A 21,448-nucleotide genomic window follows, 5' to 3' on the forward strand; every position below is an offset into this window, starting at 1 on the left:
ACGGTTGGAGTGGTAGTTCAGTTGGTTAGAATACCGGCCTGTCACGCCGGGGGTCGCGGGTTCGAGTCCCGTCCACTCCGCCAACAGCATTAAGCAGTACCGATTTTCGGGCGGTTAGTCTCAGTTGGTAGAGCACTGCCTTCACACGGCAGGGGTCGCTGGTTCGAGTCCAGTACCGCCCACCAAACAGCGGAGTGGTAGTTCAGTTGGTTAGAATACCGGCCTGTCACGCCGGGGGTCGCGGGTTCGAGTCCCGTCCACTCCGCCAACAGCATTAAGCAGTACCGAGTTTTGGGCGGTTAGTCTCAGTTGGTAGAGCACTGCCTTCACACGGCAGGGGTCGCTGGTTCGAGTCCAGTACCGCCCACCAAAACACGGAGTGGTAGTTCAGTTGGTTAGAATACCGGCCTGTCACGCCGGGGGTCGCGGGTTCGAGTCCCGTCCACTCCGCCAATGCCAAAAAGCAGCCTTCGGGCTGCTTTTTGCATTTCCAGCCCCATCTCGCCCCCCCCACGCCACTTCATCGGCATATAGAGGTTGCAAAATGCTTAGTAGCTGGGAATACTATTAGACTTTTAAAAATTTACATCAAGAGATTTCACATGAACAAGACAGCCCTGCTGGCGTTGTGCCTGAGCAGCCACGCAGCCTGGGCCAGTGCCGGCGCGGACGAGCCTACATGGCAATACACCGTTCAATCCGGGGACACGCTATGGTCGTTTGCAGCCAAACACCTGACTTCCCCGGCCTATGTGCCCAAACTGCAACAGCAAAACGGCATCGCCAATCCTTATCGGCTGACGCCAGGCAGCCGTTTGCGAGTGCCATACAGCTGGACCCGCCATAACGAATCCGCCGTCACCATTGATGCCCTGTCCGGACCCGTCAGCATCCAAGGCCCCGATGGGCAAACATTGAAAGCCTCGACCGGCTTGCATCTTGTTGCCGGCACCCGGCTGTCCACCGGCCAGGACGCCACCCTCAAGCTGCGCCTTGCAGATGGTTCGACACTGCAACTGGGCGCCAATAGCCAGCTGACGCTGGGCAAACAGGTGTTCTACCCGACCACCGGCGCCATCCAGTCGCTGAACCAGCTGGATCGCGGCTCCGCCAGCAATGCGGTAGTGCCCAAGCAGCTGATGCCGAATCGCTATCAGATTTACACCCCGTCCGCCGTCACCACCGTGCGCGGCACCGAATTCCGCGTGCGCAGCCTGAATGACAAGGACACCGCCGCCGAAGTCCTGCGCGGCAAGGTCAACCTGGCAGCCGGCGATGATAGCATGGACATTCCGGCCGGATTTGGCGGACGCAGCGACGGCAAGCAATCGGCAGCCCTACCCCAGCCGCCGCAACTGGAAGGCATGATCACCACCAGCCCGTTCAACCCCCCGCTGCTGGAATGGCATAAACAGCATGGCGAAGCAGGCTATCAGCTGACGCTGTCCGATGCGAAAACCCAGCAGCAGCTATTCAGCCGCAGCACGGATGCGGCGCGCTTCTACCCGGAACTCCCGCAAAACGGCAGCTACGTGCTGACCGTGCGCGCGCGCAATGAGCTGGGCATTGAAGGTTTCGACGCCTCCCGCGTCTTCACGCTGCAAGCCAGCCCGCTGCCGCCGCTAGTTTTCAACGACGGCTGCCGCACCAGCCAGCGCGCCCAGACGCTATGGATAGGCAGCAGCGCCAGCCCGGAGCGCCCCGGCTGGCTGCAAGTGGCTCGCGACCCCGCCTTCACCGACATCTGGCATCAAGGCAGGGTGGAACAGAGCGCCTTCGCCCTCAATGTGCCGAACAAAGGCAAATGGTATTGGCGGCTGGCCTCGCTCAATGAGCAGGGACAGCCCGGCCCCTACGGCAATACCCAGGAAGTGCGCATCGATCCCTGGTACAGGCTTGGCCTGCCAGGCGATCGCAAGCTGCAATCGCGGCGCTACCCGCTGGCCAACGCGCGCTATACGCTGCAATTGGCCCGCCCGGATGCGCCCGAGCGCATCGTGTGGCAGCAAAGCGCCGCCGAACCGGCCTGGTCGCTGCTGCGCCTGCCAAGCGGCCATTTCATCGTTACCATACTGGTGGACGGCGACGGCGAATATCATGCCAAAGAGCGATATTCCACTGTGTTTTTGCCGTAAAATCACACGATGCGCTCCTTCCAGATATCCCGCTACAGCAGGGCGGCCCCGCTGCTGCTCGCCCTGCTCGCCCTGCTGCTGATCGCCAGCCAATTATTGGGGCGGCTGGATTTCTGGTGGTATGACGTTCTGACAAGAAACAATCCGTTTCACGGCCCCGAACAGAACCTCATCGTCATCGCCGTAGACGAAAAGAGCCTGTCCGAGCTGGGCCGCTGGCCCTGGCCGCGCGCCTTCCATGCCCAACTGCTGGACAAGCTGGGCGGCGCGCGCGCCGTCGGTTTCGATATCGCCATCGCCGAACCCTCGCGCGACCATCCCGAAGCGGACGGCTATCTGGCCAATGCCATTCGCCGCAACGGCAAAGTGGTCGGCCCGGTTTTTCCGGAATTGCGCAGCGGCCAACTGCTGGAAACGCGTCCGCTGCCTGTCATCGCGGGGGCCATGGCCGGACTCGGCCATACCGATTACGAGCGCGACGAGGACGGCGCGATCCGCCGCGTCTATCTGCGAGCCGGGCTAGGCGCGCCGCGCTACCCTAGCTTCGCGGCCGCCATTCGCGACGTCGCCAGCGGCCAGCGCGAAGCGATCCCCCCGGCCCAGCCCCCTCGCCCCGGCCAGGCCTGGCTGCGGCGCGATCTGGTCATGGTGCCATTCAGCAGCGGCGCCCAGCCTTTTCATCTGATTTCGTACAGCGACGCGCTCAACCGGCTGCCGGCCGCCTTGTTCGACGACAGCATCGTGCTGATAGGCGTGACCGCCAATGGCTTGGGCAATCAGCAACCGACGCCGGTATCGGTCAACAATGCCGGCATGCCCGGCGTGGAAATCGACGCCTATATGGTGCACGGCCTGCTGAACCATCAGCTGATGCGGCCCATGCCGCTGTGGCGGGAATGCCTGCTGGGCGCGCTGCTGCTGGGCCTGTTCGACTGGCTGTTGTCGCGCCGGCTCCGCGCGCCAAAGTTGCTGGCCGGCTATGCGCTGGCCGCCGGCGCGGTGCTGCTCAGCTCCGCCGCCCTGCTCTATTTCGCCTCTCTGTGGGTAGGCGGCAGCGTGGTGGCCATGCTGCTGTTGCTCAGCGGCACTTTGCGCTACGTCAGCGGCCAGGCCCGGCTGTTCTCCCTGGCCTTCACCGACGGACTGACGCGGCTGCACAACCGCCGCCATTTCGACGAGGCATTCAACCATGCCTTCGAACAATGCCGGCAGAAACAAAAATCGCTGGCGCTGATCATCCTCGACATCGACCATTTCAAGAAATACAACGACCACTACGGCCATTACGCCGGCGACGAAGTCTTGCGGAAAGTGGCGCGCGCGCTGCGAGATTGCTTCAACCAGAAAGGCCAGTTGACGGCGCGCTTGGGCGGAGAGGAGTTCGGCGTGCTGATCACGCCCAGCACTGCGCAACAGGCCATGGCGGCCGCCGAGCGCTTTCTTGGCCACATGGCGGCCTTGGAATTGCCGCACTCGGCCAGCCCGCTAGGCACGGTCAGCTGCAGCATAGGCGTCTGCGCCTGCATTCCAGGCGCGGCGGACAGCACCCGCACGCTATTCGAACATACCGACCAGGCGCTGTACGAAGCCAAACGCAGCGGCCGCAATCGCGTCAGCCTTTATCCGGCGCAGCAGACCGCCAGCGCGCAAAAAAGCGCGGACGATACGTCCGCGCTGCAGGATTGAATCGGGCCGACCATCAACCGCGGCGACGGCTCACCAGCCACAGCGTCCAGACAATCACGCCCACAAAGAACACCGCCACCCAGAACGGCATGGTCATGCCGAGAAAACGGCCCTGGATCGCCGCGCACTCGCCGCTGCCCTTCAGCACCTTGGACAGCACCTCCCACAAGGGGAAAGACTCCATCAGGAACTCCAGCCCCGGCCCGCATTGCGGCACCTGGTCCGCCGGCAGGCTTTGCAGCCACAGCTGGCGCACCGACACCCCGCCGCCAGCCAGCGCGGACAGCGTCACCAGGCCCGCCCATACCCTGGCGCCGGCTCTGCCTGGATTATGCAGCGCAGCCAGCAGCGCGCAGACGCCCACCGCCATCACCCCTATGCGCTGCAGAATGCACAGCGGGCAAGGCTCCTCGCCCAGCTGATATTGCGCGAACAACGCAAAGCCGATGGCGCCGGCGCAAGCCGCCGCCACCAATAGAAACCCTTGCCGGTTGCTGATATTCAAACCCATGCCCCTTAGCCTTTCCTGATATGTCTTGCGAGTAACGCAGTGTAAACGGAAAAGCTCAGATTGGGGCAGCTTGGCAAAGTTCCGGATGCTCACAATTCCAGGAAAGCCCGGATCTCGTCTTTGTGATCCAGCGCGTCATGGTAGCCCAGGGCGATCAGCTCGCGGCAGTACCCAGGCTCGAACAGCAGATATGTGGCCAAGGCGGTGCCGCGCTGCTTAGTGCCGCCCGTGCCCTTCATGATGAAGCGCAATACCGGAGGAAACAGATCGGTATGGCGGTAAACAATGCCCTCCAGCGACTTGCTGGGATTCAGCTGGAAAATCTCCACCTTCTTCAGCGAGGTCCGGCAGGCCAGCTCGGCGTGATCCTGCAGCAGGGAAACCGTGTGATTGACGCGCTGCAAGCGCTCCATGTCCACCGCCATGCTGTCGATGAACACGCTGTTGAGCAAGTGGCCGAACACCTGGGCCGGCAGCGGATAGGAGCCGACATTGCGCCGCTCTATCGTATCGGGCCGCTGACTGGCCAAGCCCACCACGAACAGCTTCTCCGCGCCCAGGTGCAGCGCCGGCGACAAGGGCGACAACTGGCGCACCGCGCCGTCGCAATAAAACTTCTCCCCTATTTTCACCGACGGGAAGATCAGCGGAATGGCCGAGGTCGCCATCACATGATCCAGGCCGATGCATTCGCGCAGGCCTTGCCGCTGATAGCGCGACCACTCGTCCAGCGTCTCCGCTCCCTGGAAAAACGTGACCGACATGCCTGTGGTGTAGCAGGATGCGGTCAATGCCAAGGCCTGCAGGGCGCCGCTATGAATGGAGCGGTCCACGTCGTCGAAATTCATGATCCGCGCCAACAAGCCGCGCAGCGGCGCATTGTCGAGAAAACTCTGCGGATTGCGCCAGACGCGCCCGCCGCTTAGCAGCGAAAGGCCAAAATGCAGGAAGGTTTTGGCGAAATAGAGCGTGCTGGCGTCGTAGATGTCTTGAATGTGCAGCTGCTTCCACACCTTGGCCAGGGTGGTCACCGCCAGATGATAGTTGCCGGCGCCCGACGCCAGCGCCACGGCGTTGATGGCACCGGCCGACGTGCCGCAAATGATGGGGAAAGGGTTGCGCTCCGGGTCGGGCAACAGCCGGGAAATGCCCAGCAACACCCCGACCTGATAAGCGGCGCGCGCGCCGCCGCCGGACAATACCAAACCGATTTTGCTCGGCCTGCGCATGACTTGCCTCTTTCCGAACGACTTATTTGTTCTATTAGAGATAGTCAAAAACGCAGCGCAGCAGCAAGCCCATCGCTCAGAAGCCGCCCGCCTGCAGCAAGGCCCACAAATGCGCCGCCACCAGCGCGCGCCAGGGGGCGAAATCCCGCAGCCAATCCTGCGTCCGCTGCTGATCTGGCTTATCCGCCATGCCCAAGAGCATGCCCAGCGCCTTGCGCACCGCCACATCGCCATGCAGCGAGCCATCCAGCCAGCCGTAGCCGCGCAGCAAGGCGTAGCTGACCGTCCACGGACCGATGCCCGGCACCGCCAGCAAGCGCTCGGCGATGTCGTCGGCCGGCACGCCATCCAGCCAGTCATCCAACGGCAGCGTCCCGCTGACCACGCCCTGGCTCAGGGCCAGCAAGGCGCGGCTTTTGGCGCGCGAGAAACCGGACTCGCCGAGTTGATCCGCCGTCAGCGCCGCCAGCCGCGCCGCGTCCGGATGGCACAGCAGCCCGGAAGAATGGCGGCAATCGCACAGCAGCAGCATGCGCCGGCGCAGCGTCACCGCGGCCGCCACGCTGATCTGCTGGCCGGTGATGGCCCAGGCCAGCGCCTCGAACGGCGTGGCCGTCTGCGGCACCCTGAGGCCGACGCGGGCGGCGATCAGCGCGCCAAGCTGCGGGTGGCCGCGGTAACGGTCTTCAAATGCCTCTACCGGCTGGTTCAGGCCCAGCATGCGCCGGCCCAGGCTTGCCAGTTGCCCGGCGTCGCCTGCTTCGCCATCCACCGCCAGCCGCAGCGCGGCCCGGCCATCATGGAAACGCAGGTCAAGACAGGCCGGCCGGCCCTGCCACAGCAGGCCCTTTTTCAATCCATCGCCGTCCACCTGCTCGGCCAGCCGCTCGCCATCGCGCCGATGAAACGCCAGGATGTCCTGCGGGCGGAAGCCAGGCGGCAGCGCAATATCGCAATCGATGACAGGCATGATTCAGCGGGCCTTGCGGAAGGTCAGATTGATGCGGCGCTCGCCCAGCAAGGCATGACAGCCCGGCTTGACTGGCTGCACACCATGGAAGCGCATGCGATCGGGCCCGCCCCACACCAGCACGTCGCCGTGCTGCAGCAGGATGCGGGCGCTTGGGTCGGCACGGCGCAGGCCGCCCAGCAGGAAGACCGCCGGCAAGCCTAGCGACACGGAAACAATGGGCGCGTTGAAATCGCGCTCGTCCTTGTCCTGATGCAAGCCCATGCGCGCGCCGGGCAGGTAACAATTGATCAGGCAGGCGTCGGGATCGAAACCCGCGAAGCCGGCCTCTGCCGCCGCGCCGCGCGCCAGCTCGCGCAAAGGCGGCGGCATGGCCGGCCAGGGCTGGCCGCTGTCCGGATCGACGGCGGAATAGCGATAGCCGCGCCGGTCGGATACCCAGCCCCATTCGCCGCAGCTGGCGGTGGTCACCGACATGCGCTGCCCGCCGGGCGTGACCATGCCGCGCAGCGGCGATTGCAGCAACACATCCTCCACCGCCGCGCACAGCGGCGCATCGCCAGCGCAGGCCCAGCCATGCAGCAACACGGTGCCGGACGACAGCCGCTCCGCCCAAGGCTCATCCGCCGGCGCAAACAGGCTGCCGCTCACTCCTCGCCGGCCACCATCATGCCGCCGACCAGCACGGAGCCGATGCGGCGGCCGCCGCGGTCCAGCGTATCGTTGGCGACGGCCTCGATATTCAGGAACATGTCGCGCAGATTGCCGGCGATGGTGATCTCCTCCACCGGGTAGGCGATGACGCCGTTTTCCACCCAGAAGCCGGCCGCGCCGCGCGAGTAGTCGCCGGTCACGGTGTTGACGCCCTGGCCCAGCAGCTCGGTCACCAGCAGGCCGCTGCCCATCTGGCTCAGCAGCTCCGCCACGCTCTCGCCGGTGGAATGCACCACCAGATTATGCGCGCCGCCGGCGTTGCCGGTGGTCTGCATCCCCAGCTTGCGGGCGGAATAGCTGGACAGGAGGTAGCCCTGCAGCACGCCGCCATCCACCAAGCGGCGCGACTGCGTCGCCACGCCCTCGTTGTCGAAGGCGCTGCTGGCCAGGCCGCGCATCATCAGCGGGTCTTCGTCTATCGTCACCTTGGCCGCCATCACCGGCTTGCCCAGCGCATCCAGCAGGAAGGACGATTTGCGGTACAGATTGCCGCCGCTGATCGCCGCGGTCAGGTGGCCCAGCAAGGACATCGCCACCGGCGCCTCGAACAGCACCGGATACTGTCCGGTTTTGACCCGGCGCGCGCCCAGGCGGCGCACGGCGCGCTCGCCGGCGATGCGGCCGATCTCCTCCACCGGCGCCAGATCATCGCGATGGCGCGCGGCTGAATACCAGTAGTCGCGCTGCATCACGCCATTTTCTTCCGCCACCACCGCCGCCGACAGGCTGTGCCGGCTGCTGGAGAAGCCGCCGCGGAAGCCATGGCTGTTGGCGTAGACAAACTGGTTGGCCTGCACCGACACGCTGGCGCCCTCGGAATTGCGGATACGCGCATCCACGGCGCGCGCGCTGTCCTCGCAGCGGCGCGCCAGTTCGATGGCCTGCTCCACCGGCAGCTGCCACGGATGGTACAGGTCCAGGTCAGGCAGGTCGTCGGCCAAGAGCTGCGGATCGGCCAGGCCGGCGCAATCGTCCTCCGCGGTATAGCGGGCAATATCCAGCGCGGCGCGCACGGTATCGGACAGCGCCAGGTCGGAAAAATCCGAGGTGCTGGCATGGCCCTTCTTCTGTCCCAGGTAAACCGTGACGCTGACGCCCTTGTCCTGGTTGTATTCGATGGTTTCCACCTCGGACAAGCGCACGCTCACGGTCTGGCCGATACCTTCTGAAACGTCAGCCTCGGCGGCGCTGGCGCCATGCTGACGAGCCAGCTCGAGCACGCGGTCAGCGATGCCGTTCAAGATGTCGGGACTGAAACTGAATGTTTTGTCTGCCATAGTATCTTTCGGAACAGTGGAAACGGCCGGCGGCCTTTTCCGGTATCATACCAGCCTTGAAAACCGAGTGAGACCTAGCAACAATGACCGACTACCAGAACGACGACGATGGTTTCGTCAGCAAGTCCCAGCGCAAGCGCGATATGGACGCGCTGCAGGACCTGGGCCGCGAGCTGGTCGAGCTGTCCAAGGACACGCTGAAGAAGATGCAGCTGCCGGAGGATCTGCTCACCGCCGTACTGGACTATAAACGCTTTACCGCCAACGGCGCGCTGCGCCGCCAGATGCAGTACATCGGCAAGCTGATGCGCGACGTCGATCCGGAACCGATCCGCGAATACCTGAAAATCCTCAAGGGCGAATCGTCCGAGCACATCGCCTGGCAGCACCTGCTGGAGCGCTGGCGCGAAAAGCTGATGGCCGACGACAAGGCGCTGTCCGACTTCCTGGCCGCCTTCCCGGAAGGCGATCCGCAGCAGCTGCGCACGCTGATGCGCAACGCGCGCAAGGAACTGCAGGAAAACAAGGCTCCCAAGGCCTACCGCCAGCTGTACCAGGAAATCAAGGCGCTGATTCCGGAGCCGGGCAAGCCGCGGCTGTGGCAAAAGGATGAGGACGAAGAATAATGCTGAAGATTGGCCTGGTTTCCATTTCCGACCGCGCAAGCCAGGGCGTCTACGAAGACAAGGGCCTGCCGGCGCTGCAAGACTGGCTGGCCCGCGCCCTCGCCACCCCGTTTGAAACCCTCACCCGGCTGATACCGGACGAGCAGCCGCGCATCGAAGCCGAGCTGAAAACGCTGGTGGACGACGAGGGCTGCCAACTGGTGCTGACGACCGGCGGCACCGGCCCCGCCCCGCGCGACGTCACCCCGGACGCCACGCTGGCGGTAGCCGACCGCGTGATGCCGGGCTTTGGCGAGCAGATGCGCCAGATCAGCCTGAAATTTGTCCCCACCGCCATCCTGTCGCGACAGGTGGGCGTGATCCGCAAGCAAAGCCTGATCCTGAATCTGCCGGGCCAGCCCAAGGCCATTCAGGAAACGCTGGAAGGCCTGCGCGGCGCCGACGGCAAGGTGGAGGTGCCCGGCATCTTCGCCGCCGTGCCCTACTGCCTGGACCTGATAGGCGCGCCGTATATCGAAACCCACGAGTCGGTGGTCAAAGCCTTCCGTCCCAAGTCCGCCATCAAGCCTGCGCCATGAACTACCGCGCGCCATCGTGGCTGCGCGGCGGCCACGCCCAAACCATCTGGCCCGCCGTGACCGTCAAGCTGGCCCCGCCGCGCTACCGGCGCGAGCTGTGGGACACCCCGGACGGCGCGCGCATCGCGCTGGACTTTGTCGATGGCCAGCCCGGCGCGCCGCTGGTGGTGCTGTTCCATGGCCTGGAGGGCAGCAGCGCCAGCCATTACGCCAAGGCGCTGATGCACGCGGTGGCCGCGCGCGGATGGCACGGCGTGGTATCGCATTTCCGCGGCTGCGGCGGCGTGGACAATCCCTTGCCGCGCGCCTACCACGCCGGCGACGCGGCGGAAGTCCGCTGGATTCTGCATCGGCTGTCCAGCCGCTTCGCCGCCTTGGCGGCGGTGGGCGTATCGTTAGGCGGCAGCATGCTGCTGAACTATCTGGCCGAAGAGGGCGAGGCCGCGCTGCCGCTGGCCGCCGCCGCCATCTCCGCCCCGCTGGACCTGGTGGCCGCCAGCACCCGGCTGGACACCGGCCTGGGCAAGCTGCTGTATACCCGGATGTTTCTGGACACGCTGAAGCCCAAAGCCATGGAATCGCTGCAGCGCCATCCCGGCCTGTTCGACGACGCCCGGCTGCGCCGCGCCCGCACCTTCATCGAATTCGACGATCTGGTCACCGCCCCGCTGCACGGCTTCGGCACAGCGCTGAACTATTGGACGCAGGCCAGCAGCAAGCCCAAGCTGAAACACATCGCCCGTCCTACGCTGGTGCTGAACGCGCGCAACGATCCGTTTCTGCCGGAAAGCGCCCTGCCCGACCCCTCGCAGGTCTCATCCAGCGTAACGCTGGACTTTCCCGACGACGGCGGCCATGTCGGCTTCGCCACCGGCCCCTTCCCCGGCCGCATCGACTGGCTGCCGCAGCGGGTGCTGGCCTTTGTCGAGCCGCATCTGCAAAACCACAACGCCCAAACGTCATAACGATTGACGATCCCGCTCCTCGGCTGGCAAGTTTGAGATCTTGCCACCCAGGAGAGCATCCATGCCATCCCAAGCTGATGTCGCAGCGCGCAGCCTGACTGTCCACTGGGACGATCCGATGATAGGCGCCAGCGCCGCGAAAGAACTCAGCGGACTCGAATATCTGCGCGAAATGGCCGAGGGCCGCATTGCGCCGCCGCCAGTCGCCAAGCTGCTCGGCTTCCATTTCGTCCGCGCAGACCAAGGCGAAGTCGAATTCTCCTTCTTGCCGCACGAATCGCATTTCAATCCGATAGGCAGCGTCCATGGCGGCGTGATCAGCACCTTGCTGGATTCCGCCATGGGCTGCAGCGTCCACTCCCTGCTGCCGCGCGGCAAGGCGTACACTACGCTGGAACTGAAGGTCAATTTCGTCCGCGCCGTATTGCCCGCCAACGGCAAACTGCTATGCCGCGGCAAGGTGATCCACGCCGGCGGCCGCATGGCCACGGCGGAAGGCCATTTGCAAGACGAGGCCGGCAAGCTGTACGCTCATGCCACCACCACCTGTATGATCTTCGACACGCGGGCCTCTTAGCCAGGCCGCTCAACACGGGACTTACGATGATCCGCCGCACCTTTCTCGTCGCCATGCTCGTCGCGCTGTCCGGCTGCACCACCATGGCCGACAGGCTGCGCGGCTCGCTCACGCCCCCGCCCGGCCAGGCCTATGCCGTCGTTTCGCTGGTAGGCAGGGCCTTCAATCCCGATAGCGCTACCTTGGGCTTGACTGTCAGCAATGCCCAAGGCCGCGAAGCGGCGCAGGGTATCGCCAGCCTGACCACAGACACGGTATTCGGCGAGGAAGGCATGTCGCCGGTGGAGGGCAAACTGGTGCTGCTTACCCTGCCGCCGGGCGACTATCGCCTGTCCAGCGTCTGGGCGCATTGGGTGGAGGATGGCGTCTTCGGCGCGGACATGAAGATCAAGCAATTCAAGCTGAACGCCCCGTTCCATCTGGAATCGAACGAAGCGGTTTATCTGGGCGAGGTGTGGGTGGACATGTCCTTCCTGCCGGAAGTGGCGCTGCGCGACGAGCGCAAGCGCGATTTCGGACACATGCGCCGGGTATGGAAAGTCGAAGATCTCAGCGCCGTGCAGATACGGCCGCTGAGCCAGGCCCAGGCGGCGCGGCCCTGAGCCGGCTCAGGGCTTGTACCACAGGCGATAGAGATAGGTCGGCTTGATCGCCGATGCGGCGGCCGGCGCCGGCTCCAGCACCTGGTAGGCAGACTGCCGCGTGTCGCGCGGCAAGGGGTCCACGTAGGGCGGACCGTCGAGTTTGCGCAAGGCCGCCACGCGCGGCTGGTTGGTCTTGTCGCCGCGATGCGTCACCACCGCCACCTCATTGCTGGCCAGCCGGACAAAGCTGCCCGGCGGATACACCCCCAGCTCCTTCACCAGCAGCGAAACGTGCTGCGACGGAAACAGGCCCAGCTCGCCGCGGAACAGGCTGCCCAGCACCTGCGCCGGCAGCGGCGGCTGCGGCTGATGCACGCAGGCGCATACCAGATCGACCATCTGGAGCAATAAGGCGTCCGCCTCGATCTCGTCGCCAGCCAATCCCAGCGGATAGCCCTCGCCGTCCTGCCGTTCGTGATGCTGCACCACCAGCCTATGCCAATGCTCGTCATCCACGCCGGCTTCCCGCAGCAAGGCCGAGGCCAGCACGGGATGGGCGAACATCGCCTCCTGCTGCGGCAGATCCAGCGCCTCTTTCTGCGTCGCCAGCTGATTGAGCAAGCCGGTAATCGCCAGGTTCATGCTCAGCGCCGCGCCCAGCAAGGGCCTCAGTTCTTCGTCGGACAGGCCCAGCCGCTGTCCCAGCACCGCCAGGATGGCCGCGACATGCACGCTATGCGCGCTGCCGATGTCCTGAAACGGCAGCAAAAAAACGCTGGCCAACACGCCGTCGGGGTGGCGCCGGCTCAGCGCGATGAGATTGTCCGCCATGTCCATGAGGCTGGCCGATAGATCCCGCACCGCCAGCCCGTGCAACAGCACGCCTTCAGCCCGACGCTGAAGAAAAGCCATTTCCTGCAGCGGATTGGCGCTGCTGCGCAGCTGCTGGGCTTCCTTTTCCCGCTGCGCGGCGCGCTCCAGCCGTTCCCGCTCCAAGCGAGCTGCCACTTCTTCGCTGTCGCCATGCCCCATCCGGCCCAGCCGGTCGCGCTGGGCATCCGTCAAAACGTAATGGCCTTTCTTCAACAACAACACGCCATTCTTGGCGTAGATATCCACCGGCACTTGTTGGCCTTGACGCACGAAGTTGCGCGGCAGTTTTACCTTTGGCGACGAATCCGTCATATTTCACTTGCTTTGGTTACGCCGGAACGGCTCCAGCTTGCTTGTCCTGCACAGGCGCAGCCTGGCCCGATGCTTGCCAGGAAAAATCTCGATAGAAGGTGTCGTAAGCTGGTCTTAAAGCCAGCACTAGCATTTTATGCAGTTTTTACCCGATTCATGCAAGCCACCTCAACACAGGAGCGCATTCATGACCCAGGACCATACCACGCTCAATCGCAGGCACTTCCTCACGGGCGCCGGCAGCCTCGGCTTCGCCCTGGCAGTGCAGCCGGTAGCGGCCAGCGCCATTCTGACCGACAGCCAGTCGCTTCAAACCGGCATCCCCGCCATCGACACCGGCAGCGGCACCATGCCCGGCTACTACGCCAAGCCGGAAAACGCCGCAGGCCCCTTGCCGCTGGTCATCGTGATTCAGGAAATCTTCGGCGTGCACGCCCATATCCAGGACCTATGCCGGCGCTTGGCCAAACAAGGCTACTTCGCCGTCGCGCCGGAACTCTACTTCCGCCACGGCAATCCGGCCGAGGTTGCCGATATCGACACCCTGATGCGAGACTTGGTCAGCCAGGTGCCGGACAGCGAGGTGCAAAACGACTTGGACGCCACCTGGCGCTGGGCCGGCGCCCAAGGCGCAGACCTGCGGCGCGCGGCGGCGACCGGCTTCTGCTGGGGCGGACGCCAAACCTGGCTGTACGCGGCGCACAACCGCCAGCTCAAAGCCGCCGCCGCTTGGTATGGCAAGCTGGAAGGCCCCGTCACGGCCAATACGCCGCGCCATCCATTGGATGTAGTGGCGCAGCTGGAGGTGCCGGTGCTGGGCTTGTATGGCGGACAGGACCAGAGCATCCCGCAGGCCTCGGTGGGAAAGATGCAAACGGCGCTGAAGCAAGCCGGCAAGGACAGCGAGATCGTGGTCTACCCCGATGCCGGACATGGCTTCAACGCCGACTACCGCCCCAGCTATCACGCCCGGGACGCCGCGGATGGCTGGCGCAAGATGCTGGACTGGTTCGCCCGGCACGGCGCGCGCTGAACAGCGGTCAGCGTCCGCCGACCATGGTGCGCATTTCCAGCCGGTTGCGCACCACCCGGTTCAGCAGCTGCATCCACAGCGGGTGGAATTGACGCTCGGAGGCGTTCAGCTCGGCCACGCCGCGCAAGATGGAGCGGCGCGGCCCCTGCTGGGCATGCTTGAGGGTGACCGACTCGAACGCGTCCACCAGCGCCAGCAGGCAGGCGCCATCGCAGATTTCCTCGCCCTTCAGCCCATCCGGGTAGCCGCTGCCATCCTGCGACTCATGATGTTGCAGCACCATTTGGGCGGCCTCCTCCCATCCCGGCATGCGCGCCAGCAATCCTCCCGCCCAGCCCGGGTGGGACGCCATCTGCCGTCGGTCGTCCAGACTCAGCCGGCCCGCTTTGAGCCAAAGCGATTCCGGCAACAGCAGCATGCCGATATCGTGCATATAAACGGCGGCTGCCACTTGCTCCATGCTCAACGGCTTTTCCGCCAGCCGATTGATTTCCAGCGCCAGCGTCAGATTGCGCTCGGTGCGTCCGGCGAACTCCGGCACCCGCTGCTCAAACTGCATCGCCAATGAGCGGAAGAACTGCAAATCGGCAAACAAATGGCCGCCCAAACCGTTGGCCACCGCGCCGGGACTGGGCATAGGCGGCGCCGCCGGCCCCATCATGCGCGCCACCAGCTTGGCACAGGCCTGCGGCAGCTCGGCCGCGCTGGCCTCGGCCAGTTTATCCAACGAAGGCAATAGCGATCTGAGCAGGCTGTCGTCAGGCAGCAAGCCATTGGCCATATCGTCCAGCAGCATCACCACCCGGTCCGTGACCAGCAACAGCACATCGCCCACCGCATCCTGATAATGCAGTTCATTCTGCCGGATACGGTCCAGCAGGGTTTCCAGCGCATGGACGTAAGGCTCGACAAAGTGCACCTGGCACAAGCTGGCATCGCCCTTGATGCTGTGCAGAATGCGGAACAACTGGGCAACTTTTTCCGTATCGCGGCTGCCATCGCCCAGCTGGCAAACCAGCTGCTCCAATTGCGGCGCGTAATCGGACACCGCGTCGCGGAAATCCTGAAACGCGATGGGATCGATAATCTCCGGCACTTCCGGCTGCATGGCCATAAGTTCTTTCTCCGACACTCCTCACCTATCCAGTATAAGCAACCGGCGTCGCCGCGCATGATCTACCTGATTCAAACATTGCGGTTGTCGCAAACATACAGGAAATGTAAATGTCCTGATCAATGGTATTAAAGATTCGTAAAAACAGACGGCCTCTGCAGAAAACGCTTGCCATGGACGGAAACTAGAGGCACTATGCCTCCCGCAGGATGCTCAAGTTGTGGATGTGTAGTTGTCGTAGTGGCATAGGCCGTACCTCAGTCGCCATTTCCCTTGATCTTCGTGCCTTTTTATTCAACTGCTCGTTTTGAGGAATTAACAAAATGGCAACCGGTACCGTTAAGTGGTTCAACGACTCCAAAGGTTTTGGCTTTATCACCCCGGATGAAGGCGGCGACGACGTTTTCGCTCACTTCTCCCAAATCAACGCGAAGGGCTTCCGCACTCTGGCTGAAAACCAGCGCGTGAGCTTCGACATCGTCGATGGCCCGAAGGGCAAGCAAGCCTCCAACATCCAGCCGGTGTAATCTCCTTAGCGAGGTCATCGACCAGATGAGAAAACCCGGATTCGTCCGGGTTTTTTGCATTTTCAGCCCCGCCACCGGAGCCATCCATGTCCGACAACCATGAAACCGTGATCGCCGCCACCCGCGACTGGGTGGAAAAAGCCGTGATCGGCCTCAATCTGTGCCCCTTCGCCAAATCGGTGTATGTCAAAAACCAGGTGCGCATCCAGGTCAGCGAAGCAAGCGACGTCCGCCAACTGGCGGAAGAACTGGCCGCCGAACTGAAGCTGCTGGCCGACACCGATCCGCAGGAAATCGACACCACGCTGCTGGTCCATCCCGGCGTGCTGCAACGCTTTCTCGATTTCAACGAATTCCTCGACATCGCCGACGCGATGGTGGCCGAACTGAATCTGGAAGGCGAAATCCAAGTAGCCAGCTTCCATCCCAAATTCCAGTTTGAAGGCACCGGGATCAACGATATCGAAAACTATACCAACCGCTCGCCGTACCCGACGCTGCACTTGATCCGCGAAGCCAGCATAGACCGCGCGGTGGAAGCGTTTCCGGAGGCCGAAGCGATCTACGAGCGCAATATCGAGACCCTGCAAACGCTGGGCCTGGCCGGCTGGAAAGCGCTGTTCGCATCCAAGCCAGAGCAAAAGTAATCCCTGCCAATAAAAACGCAGCCCGCAGGCTGCGTTTTTATATCTGCTGGCAGGAAGCTCAATTCGGATAACGGCCCTGCTTGTCGACATAAAAGGCGCGAATCTTAGGCATGTCCGCCTCGATATCGCCGCTGGGTGTGAACATCGGACCAAAGCCGCCTTCCTTGCGGCCGTAATCCAGATACGCCAGCGCGATCGGCACCCCAGCGCCTACCGCAATATGGTAAAAGCCAGTCTTCCATTCCTTCACCGACTTGCGGGTGCCCTCCGGCGGAATCGCCAGCACCAGCTGTTCGCTGCGCTGGAACACCTCCACCATTTGCTGCACCAGCGAATTATTCTGATGCCGCATCACCGGCACGCCGCCAAGCCAACGCATCACCGGCCCCATGGGCCCTTTGAACAGGGTGTGCTTGCCCATCCAGTAGATCTTGGCGCGGGAAGCGAAGCATAGCCCCAGGGTAATCGGGAAATCCCAATTGCTGGTGTGCGGCGCGCCTATCATCACGTACTTGTCCAGTCTGGGGAATTCGCCCTGCAGCTTCCACCCGCTCAGTTTGAGCAGCGCGATGGACAGGCAGCGGAACAAGTCGCGGATGATGGGGGTATCGAAAATGGTGAAATGCATGGCAACCCTGAGCAATGGCGCCGCCCAGCGCGCTGGAAGACCGCGCGTCGCGCCGCCCCCAGCGTGGGAGCAGCCGCCTGACACGTGGAAAGGGCTGAATGTACTAGATGGGACATTTTCAGTAAAGCATGCAAGTGGCGAAGCCGATATGGCTTTCCGTCGATGACAATACCATTCCCGGCACATTATCCGTGATTGTTTAGAATTATCAATAAATATTGATACAACCCATAACAATCAGTAACACACAAGCCGGAACCGACGACGCATCCTGCTGCCCAAACGGTATAAGTCCCACAACCAGGATTCACACAATGAACAAGCACGCTACCCCGACCCGACTGTCCCTGGCCGCCAGCGCCCTGATCGCCATCAGCCTGCTGTCCGGCTGCGCCAATATGACCCACCGCCAGCAAAACACCGCCATCGGCGCGACTGCCGGCGCCGTGCTGGGTTCGGTTCTGACCGGCGGCGGCACCGTCGGCACGCTGGGCGGCGCTGCCATTGGCGGCGTCATCGGCCACCAGAGCCGCTAACCCGGCCAAAATCCCATGAGCCAGCCCCCGCTGGCTCTTTTGTTTTATTGCGGCCGCACATATCATCGGAATGAAATCCACACCGGGCCACATCATGAGCCAAACCATGAACTGGGAGAGCCTGCTCTCCACCCGCCGCTTCAAGCTCATCCAAGGCGAAGTGAAAGAAACCCATACGCCGGCCACCCAAGAAGGCGGCTCCGGCCTGCGCACGGATTTCCACATCGATCACGACCGCGTAGTGTTCTCCAGCGCTTTCCGCCGTCTTGGCCGCAAAACCCAGGTCCACCCCCTTGCCCGGCACGACCACACTCACAACCGGCTGACCCACAGCGTCGAGGTCGCCAGCGTAGGCCGCAGCCTGGGCAACCGCGTGGGCGTGATGCTGGACCATGCCGGCCAGCTGCCGGCCGGCTACACGCCGCACGATATCGGCGCGGTAGTGCAAGTGGCCTGCCTGGCGCACGACATCGGCAACCCGCCGTTTGGCCACACCGGCGAAGACGCGCTGCGCGACTGGTTCCGCGCCGACCGCAACGCCCATTGGTTGCATGGCCTCAGTCCGGCGGAAATCCGCGACGTGCAAACCTACGAAGGCAACGCCCACGGCCTGCGCATGCTGGCCTCATTGGAAATGTACACCGGCGAAGGCGGCATGCGGCTCACCGCCGCCGCGCTGGGCACGCTGATCAAATATCCGTGGACTGCCGACGCGCAACCGGCCTATGAACGCGACAAGTTCAATATCTACCGCACCGAACTACCCTACTTCGAACGGGTGGCGGCGGAACTGGGCCTGCGGCGCCACGGCCCGCTGCAATGGAGCCGACATCCGCTGTCCTATCTGATGGAAGCGGCCGACGACATCTGCTACGCCATTCTGGACCTGGAAGACGCCGTGGAAATCGGCATTCTTGATTTTCATGAGTTCGAAAAACTGTTCTCGGGGTTTTCCGACCACGAACGCGTCTGGGGCATGCACGACATCAGCCAGAAATGCGGCACGCTGCGCGGCGTGGCGATAGGCCGCTGCGTGACCGAGGTGGCGGAAAAATTCATGCTGCACCAGCGCTCTTTGCTGCAAGGCGAATTCCCGGCCAAAGACCTGATCAATCTGTGCGACCCGGCGGTGCAGAACGCCCTGCTGCAAGCCAAGGAACTGGCCAGCACCAAGGTCTACCGCCACCGCACCAAGCTGGTGACGGAACTGGCTTCCTACCCCTGCATCGCCACCATTCTCGACGCGCTGGTGCCGGCAGTGCATGCCTTTATCAGCCAAGGCGGCAAAGGGCTGACCCCGCGCGAACACTTGGCGATGGGGCTGCTGGACCGCCATATTCAAACCAACGATAGCCTGTATCAGGGCTATATGAAGGTGCTGGACTTTGTCGGCGCCATGACTGACAACTACGCCGCCAATATGGCGCGCGAACTGTCCGGCGTCGGCATCCTGTAAACGCATAGCGAAAGGCGACAATGCCCCTGCCCGTCACCCGCTTCTGCCTGGTTCGCCACGGCGAAACCGACTGGAACCGTGAATACCGGCTGCAAGGCCACACCGACATCCCCCTCAACGACACCGGCCTAGCGCAGGCCGATCAACTGGCCCTAGCCTTCCGCGCCGCCTCGTCATTCCAGGCGCTATACGTCAGCGACCTCACGCGAACCCGCCAAACCGCCGCGCCGCTGCAAGCCAAGCTGCAGTTGGCCGCCCATTACACCCCGCAACTGCGCGAGCGCCATATGGGCGCGCTGCAGGGCCTGACCTACGCCGAAGCCGCCCAGCGCATTCCCCATGTCTACCAACGCCATCAGACGCGCGACCCGGACTACGATCTGGAGGGCGGGGAAAGCCTGCGCCGGTTCAGCGCGCGCATAATGGAAAGCCTGGCCGATATCGCCAGCCGCCATTCCGGCCAGGATGTGCTGATCGTCACCCACGGCGGCGTGCTGGACATCGTCTACCGCGCCGCCACCGCCAAGCCGCTGGGGGACAAACGCGACTTCCCCATCCCCAATGCCGCGTTGAATTGGCTGGACTACGGCAGCGGCGGCTGGGACTTGCGGCGCTGGGCGGACGAATCCCACCTGAGCGGCGCGCTGGACGAAATTCAGTAAGAAACACGACCCGCAGGCGACAAACGGACAAGAGGCGGGCCCGCGCCCCGCCTGACATACACGCCCAAGGAACGATGCCATGACCATTCACAAGACCGACGCCGAATGGCGAGCCCAACTGACTCCGGAACAATATCGCGTCGCCCGCGAGGCCGGCACCGAACGGCCTTTCAGCGGAGAGCACTACTTCCACAATAAACAAGGCGACTACTTCTGTGTCTGCTGCGGCACCCTGCTGTTCCACAGCGATGCCAAATTCGATTCCGGCTGCGGCTGGCCGAGCTTCTACGCCGAAGCCGCCGGCGCCAACATCCGCCGCATCACCGACACCTCGCACGGCATGGTACGCGTGGAAGTGCGCTGCTCCCATTGCGACGCCCATCTGGGCCACGTTTTCCCAGACGGCCCGGAACCTACCGGCGAACGTTATTGCATCAATTCCGTGTGCATGACGTTCAAGGAAACTAAGTTGTAGGTGTTGTAGGTTTTCAAAGTTACTGCACACTCTTTGCACACAGTTGAAATTGCTCCAACATGGGGCATAGCCATTACATGCGATGCCCTTTGTTATTTCTGAATCACCCTCATTGAACCCCGTCCCAAGTAGGCAATCCTGTCCTAGGAAAACGGCAATGCCCGGTCTGTACACAGAACCGGACATTTGTTTTTGAACCGTTCATCGACAGCTTCAGCCGACTGGCGGCCTTACCAGTAGAAGCAGTGGCAGGTGGCATCTTCGCTCACACATGAAAATCTCAAACACGACCTGGCAGTAAGTACAGGTTTAGCCATTGCATAAGGAGTCACTGTTGTTATCGGCATAGGTCAAGAGATAGGATACAAAATTTAAGCTTCATGCTACCCGCCCTCATCCGAGGGTATTTTTTTGTGAGAGAGTCGATGGACCTTAGCACCCTCCTTGCCAGCTTCGCCTCCGCCTTCACCCAGGACCGCCGCCAGCTGACGCTGTCCCTCGGCAATGGCAGCATCGCCGCCGAGCAGCTGCTGCCGCTGGCGCTGGACGGCGAGGAAGGGGTGTCCCGGTCCTACCGCTTCACCGTCACCTGTTTGTCGCCCGACGGCGCCATCGAACTGAAGACCCTGCTCGGCCAGCCGGCCCGCATCGGCATCGCGGACGCGCAAGGCGGCGAGTCCATCCGCTGCGGCGTGGTCAGCCAGGCGGAGCTGACGGGCGCCGACGGCGGCTTCGCCCAGTACCGGCTGACCATCGAGCCGCCGCTGGCGCTGCTGCGCCACCGCCGCACCTCGCGCGTGTTCCAGGACCTGACCGTCCCGCAGATCATCGAGCAGATCCTGCAGGAGCATCAGGCCGCCAACCCCGCCTTCGCCCGCGGCCAGGCGCTGGCGATGCAAGTCGGCCAGGCCGATGCGCGCAGCTACTGCCTGCAATACCGCGAGAGCGACTACGACTTCATCGTCCGCTTGCTGCACGAAGAAGGCTATGCCTGGCGCTTCGAACATGTGGACGGGGATTCGCCGCAGGTCAAGCTGGTGGTGTTCGACGACGTCTACAGCCTGCCGCCGGCCCAGATCGAGCGCGCGCGCTTCCACCGCAGCGACGCCACCGAAGACGAAGACGGCCTGACCGACTGGCAGAGCCGCCGCCAGATCGTGCCCGGCCAGGTGGCGCTGGCCACCTTCGACTACCAGCCGGTGTCCACCCAGCAGGTCGGCGACCAAAGCCGCATTGAACAAGGCAAGGACGGCGCGGCGCTGCAAACCACCCTGCAGGACTACGACCCGCAAGGCCTGTATTACGCCGGCGACGCCGAACAGCTCGCCCGCTA

General features: G+C 63.4%; 23 protein-coding genes and 5 tRNA genes. 20 read left to right on the top strand and 8 right to left on the bottom strand.

Features of this window, described 5'->3' with window-relative positions:
- Positions 1 to 6: 6 nt before the first annotated feature.
- From C2134_RS20440 to C2134_RS20470, 7 genes are all read left to right on the top strand, one after another.
- Positions 7 to 83, top strand: a tRNA-Asp gene (locus tag C2134_RS20440).
- A gap of 25 nt (positions 84 to 108) precedes the next feature.
- A tRNA-Val gene (locus C2134_RS20445) sits at positions 109 to 185 on the top strand.
- Between the two features lie 6 nt (positions 186 to 191).
- A tRNA-Asp gene (locus C2134_RS20450) sits at positions 192 to 268 on the top strand.
- Positions 269 to 293: 25 nt separating this feature from the next.
- Positions 294 to 370: transfer RNA gene (locus C2134_RS20455), tRNA-Val, on the top strand.
- A 6-nt stretch (positions 371 to 376) separates the two neighbouring features.
- Positions 377 to 453: transfer RNA gene (locus C2134_RS20460), tRNA-Asp, on the top strand.
- Between the two features lie 149 nt (positions 454 to 602).
- Positions 603 to 2,135 carry a FecR family protein gene (locus C2134_RS20465; protein WP_103321897.1) on the top strand — a complete coding sequence of 511 codons (1,533 nt, stop codon included), beginning with the start codon at positions 603 to 605 and terminating at the stop codon, positions 2,133 to 2,135.
- Positions 2,136 to 2,144: 9 nt separating this feature from the next.
- The gene (locus tag C2134_RS20470) at positions 2,145 to 3,821 is read left to right on the top strand and encodes a CHASE2 domain-containing protein (RefSeq protein WP_103321898.1); all 1,677 of its coding nucleotides are present in this window, start codon (positions 2,145 to 2,147) and stop codon (positions 3,819 to 3,821) included.
- Positions 3,822 to 3,834: 13 nt separating this feature from the next.
- On the opposite strand, the gene C2134_RS20475 is transcribed toward C2134_RS20470, so the two are convergent.
- From C2134_RS20475 to pmbA, 5 genes are all read right to left on the bottom strand, one after another.
- Positions 3,835 to 4,332: a disulfide bond formation protein B gene (locus C2134_RS20475; protein ID WP_103321899.1), complete on the bottom strand. Its 498-nt coding sequence runs from the start codon at positions 4,330 to 4,332 to the stop codon at positions 3,835 to 3,837.
- Positions 4,333 to 4,421: 89 nt separating this feature from the next.
- Positions 4,422 to 5,561 carry a patatin-like phospholipase family protein gene (locus tag C2134_RS20480; protein WP_103321900.1) on the bottom strand — a complete coding sequence of 380 codons (1,140 nt, stop codon included), beginning with the start codon at positions 5,559 to 5,561 and terminating at the stop codon, positions 4,422 to 4,424.
- 76 nt (positions 5,562 to 5,637) lie between these two features.
- A complete protein-coding gene (locus tag C2134_RS20485; protein ID WP_103321901.1) occupies positions 5,638 to 6,531 on the bottom strand; it encodes a DNA-3-methyladenine glycosylase family protein in 894 nt (297 codons plus the stop codon).
- Between the two features lie 3 nt (positions 6,532 to 6,534).
- A complete protein-coding gene (gene alkB, locus C2134_RS20490) occupies positions 6,535 to 7,182 on the bottom strand; it encodes a DNA oxidative demethylase AlkB (RefSeq protein ID WP_103321902.1) in 648 nt (215 codons plus the stop codon).
- Positions 7,179 to 8,522 carry a metalloprotease PmbA gene (pmbA, locus tag C2134_RS20495; protein WP_103321903.1) on the bottom strand — a complete coding sequence of 448 codons (1,344 nt, stop codon included), beginning with the start codon at positions 8,520 to 8,522 and terminating at the stop codon, positions 7,179 to 7,181. The genes alkB and pmbA overlap by 4 nt, the downstream gene beginning before the upstream one ends.
- A gap of 83 nt (positions 8,523 to 8,605) precedes the next feature.
- Between pmbA and yjgA the strand changes: the two genes are divergently transcribed.
- From yjgA to C2134_RS20520, 5 genes are all read left to right on the top strand, one after another.
- Positions 8,606 to 9,148 (top strand): ribosome biogenesis factor YjgA, encoded by a 543-nt coding sequence (yjgA, locus tag C2134_RS20500; protein ID WP_043626687.1) that lies wholly within the window; start codon positions 8,606 to 8,608, stop codon positions 9,146 to 9,148.
- Positions 9,148 to 9,726 (top strand): molybdopterin adenylyltransferase, encoded by a 579-nt coding sequence (mog, locus tag C2134_RS20505; RefSeq protein ID WP_103321904.1) that lies wholly within the window; start codon positions 9,148 to 9,150, stop codon positions 9,724 to 9,726. The genes yjgA and mog overlap by 1 nt, the downstream gene beginning before the upstream one ends.
- On the top strand, positions 9,723 to 10,691 hold the full coding sequence (locus C2134_RS20510) for a YheT family hydrolase (protein WP_103321905.1): 969 nt from the start codon (positions 9,723 to 9,725) through the stop codon (positions 10,689 to 10,691). The genes mog and C2134_RS20510 overlap by 4 nt, the downstream gene beginning before the upstream one ends.
- 61 nt (positions 10,692 to 10,752) lie before the next feature.
- On the top strand, positions 10,753 to 11,268 hold the full coding sequence (locus C2134_RS20515; protein ID WP_103321906.1) for a PaaI family thioesterase: 516 nt from the start codon (positions 10,753 to 10,755) through the stop codon (positions 11,266 to 11,268).
- 26 nt (positions 11,269 to 11,294) lie between these two features.
- Entirely contained in the window at positions 11,295 to 11,870 is a 576-nt protein-coding gene (locus tag C2134_RS20520) for a hypothetical protein (RefSeq protein WP_233196523.1), read from the top strand.
- A gap of 6 nt (positions 11,871 to 11,876) precedes the next feature.
- Here the strand turns inward: C2134_RS20520 and C2134_RS20525 are convergent, their stop codons facing one another.
- Complete coding sequence (locus C2134_RS20525) at positions 11,877 to 13,037, bottom strand: HD-GYP domain-containing protein (protein WP_103321907.1); 1,161 nt, start codon at positions 13,035 to 13,037, stop codon at positions 11,877 to 11,879.
- A gap of 187 nt (positions 13,038 to 13,224) precedes the next feature.
- Between C2134_RS20525 and C2134_RS20530 the strand changes: the two genes are divergently transcribed.
- Entirely contained in the window at positions 13,225 to 14,070 is an 846-nt protein-coding gene (locus C2134_RS20530; RefSeq protein ID WP_103321908.1) for a dienelactone hydrolase family protein, read from the top strand.
- Positions 14,071 to 14,077: 7 nt separating this feature from the next.
- On the opposite strand, the gene C2134_RS20535 is transcribed toward C2134_RS20530, so the two are convergent.
- Positions 14,078 to 15,184 (bottom strand): HD domain-containing phosphohydrolase, encoded by a 1,107-nt coding sequence (locus tag C2134_RS20535; protein ID WP_103321909.1) that lies wholly within the window; start codon positions 15,182 to 15,184, stop codon positions 14,078 to 14,080.
- A gap of 323 nt (positions 15,185 to 15,507) precedes the next feature.
- Between C2134_RS20535 and C2134_RS20540 the strand changes: the two genes are divergently transcribed.
- Both C2134_RS20540 and C2134_RS20545 read left to right on the top strand, forming a co-directional pair.
- A complete protein-coding gene (locus C2134_RS20540) occupies positions 15,508 to 15,711 on the top strand; it encodes a cold-shock protein (protein WP_043626664.1) in 204 nt (67 codons plus the stop codon).
- An 86-nt stretch (positions 15,712 to 15,797) separates the two neighbouring features.
- Complete coding sequence (locus tag C2134_RS20545) at positions 15,798 to 16,358, top strand: DUF1415 domain-containing protein (RefSeq protein WP_043626662.1); 561 nt, start codon at positions 15,798 to 15,800, stop codon at positions 16,356 to 16,358.
- 58 nt (positions 16,359 to 16,416) lie between these two features.
- On the opposite strand, the gene C2134_RS20550 is transcribed toward C2134_RS20545, so the two are convergent.
- Positions 16,417 to 16,986 (bottom strand): lysophospholipid acyltransferase family protein, encoded by a 570-nt coding sequence (locus tag C2134_RS20550; RefSeq protein WP_233164408.1) that lies wholly within the window; start codon positions 16,984 to 16,986, stop codon positions 16,417 to 16,419.
- 314 nt (positions 16,987 to 17,300) lie between these two features.
- Here C2134_RS20550 and C2134_RS20555 point away from each other — a divergent pair, with 314 nt between their 5' ends.
- The 5 genes from C2134_RS20555 to C2134_RS20575 all read left to right on the top strand — a co-directional run.
- The gene (locus tag C2134_RS20555; RefSeq protein ID WP_103321911.1) at positions 17,301 to 17,522 is read left to right on the top strand and encodes a YMGG-like glycine zipper-containing protein; all 222 of its coding nucleotides are present in this window, start codon (positions 17,301 to 17,303) and stop codon (positions 17,520 to 17,522) included.
- A gap of 94 nt (positions 17,523 to 17,616) precedes the next feature.
- Positions 17,617 to 18,978, top strand: coding sequence for a deoxyguanosinetriphosphate triphosphohydrolase (locus C2134_RS20560; RefSeq protein WP_199180013.1), 1,362 nt, complete (start codon positions 17,617 to 17,619; stop codon positions 18,976 to 18,978).
- A gap of 20 nt (positions 18,979 to 18,998) precedes the next feature.
- Positions 18,999 to 19,640, top strand: a complete 642-nt coding sequence (locus C2134_RS20565; protein WP_103321912.1) for a histidine phosphatase family protein — start codon at positions 18,999 to 19,001, stop codon at positions 19,638 to 19,640.
- 79 nt (positions 19,641 to 19,719) lie between these two features.
- The gene (gene msrB / locus C2134_RS20570) at positions 19,720 to 20,115 is read left to right on the top strand and encodes a peptide-methionine (R)-S-oxide reductase MsrB (protein WP_103321913.1); all 396 of its coding nucleotides are present in this window, start codon (positions 19,720 to 19,722) and stop codon (positions 20,113 to 20,115) included.
- A gap of 425 nt (positions 20,116 to 20,540) precedes the next feature.
- The coding region (locus C2134_RS20575; RefSeq protein ID WP_146042241.1) for a type VI secretion system Vgr family protein at positions 20,541 to 21,448 on the top strand (908 nt) is incomplete at its 3' end.

The organism is Chromobacterium sinusclupearum, assembly GCF_002902845.1.
GTDB classification, from domain to species: Bacteria; Pseudomonadota; Gammaproteobacteria; order Burkholderiales; family Chromobacteriaceae; genus Chromobacterium; species Chromobacterium sinusclupearum.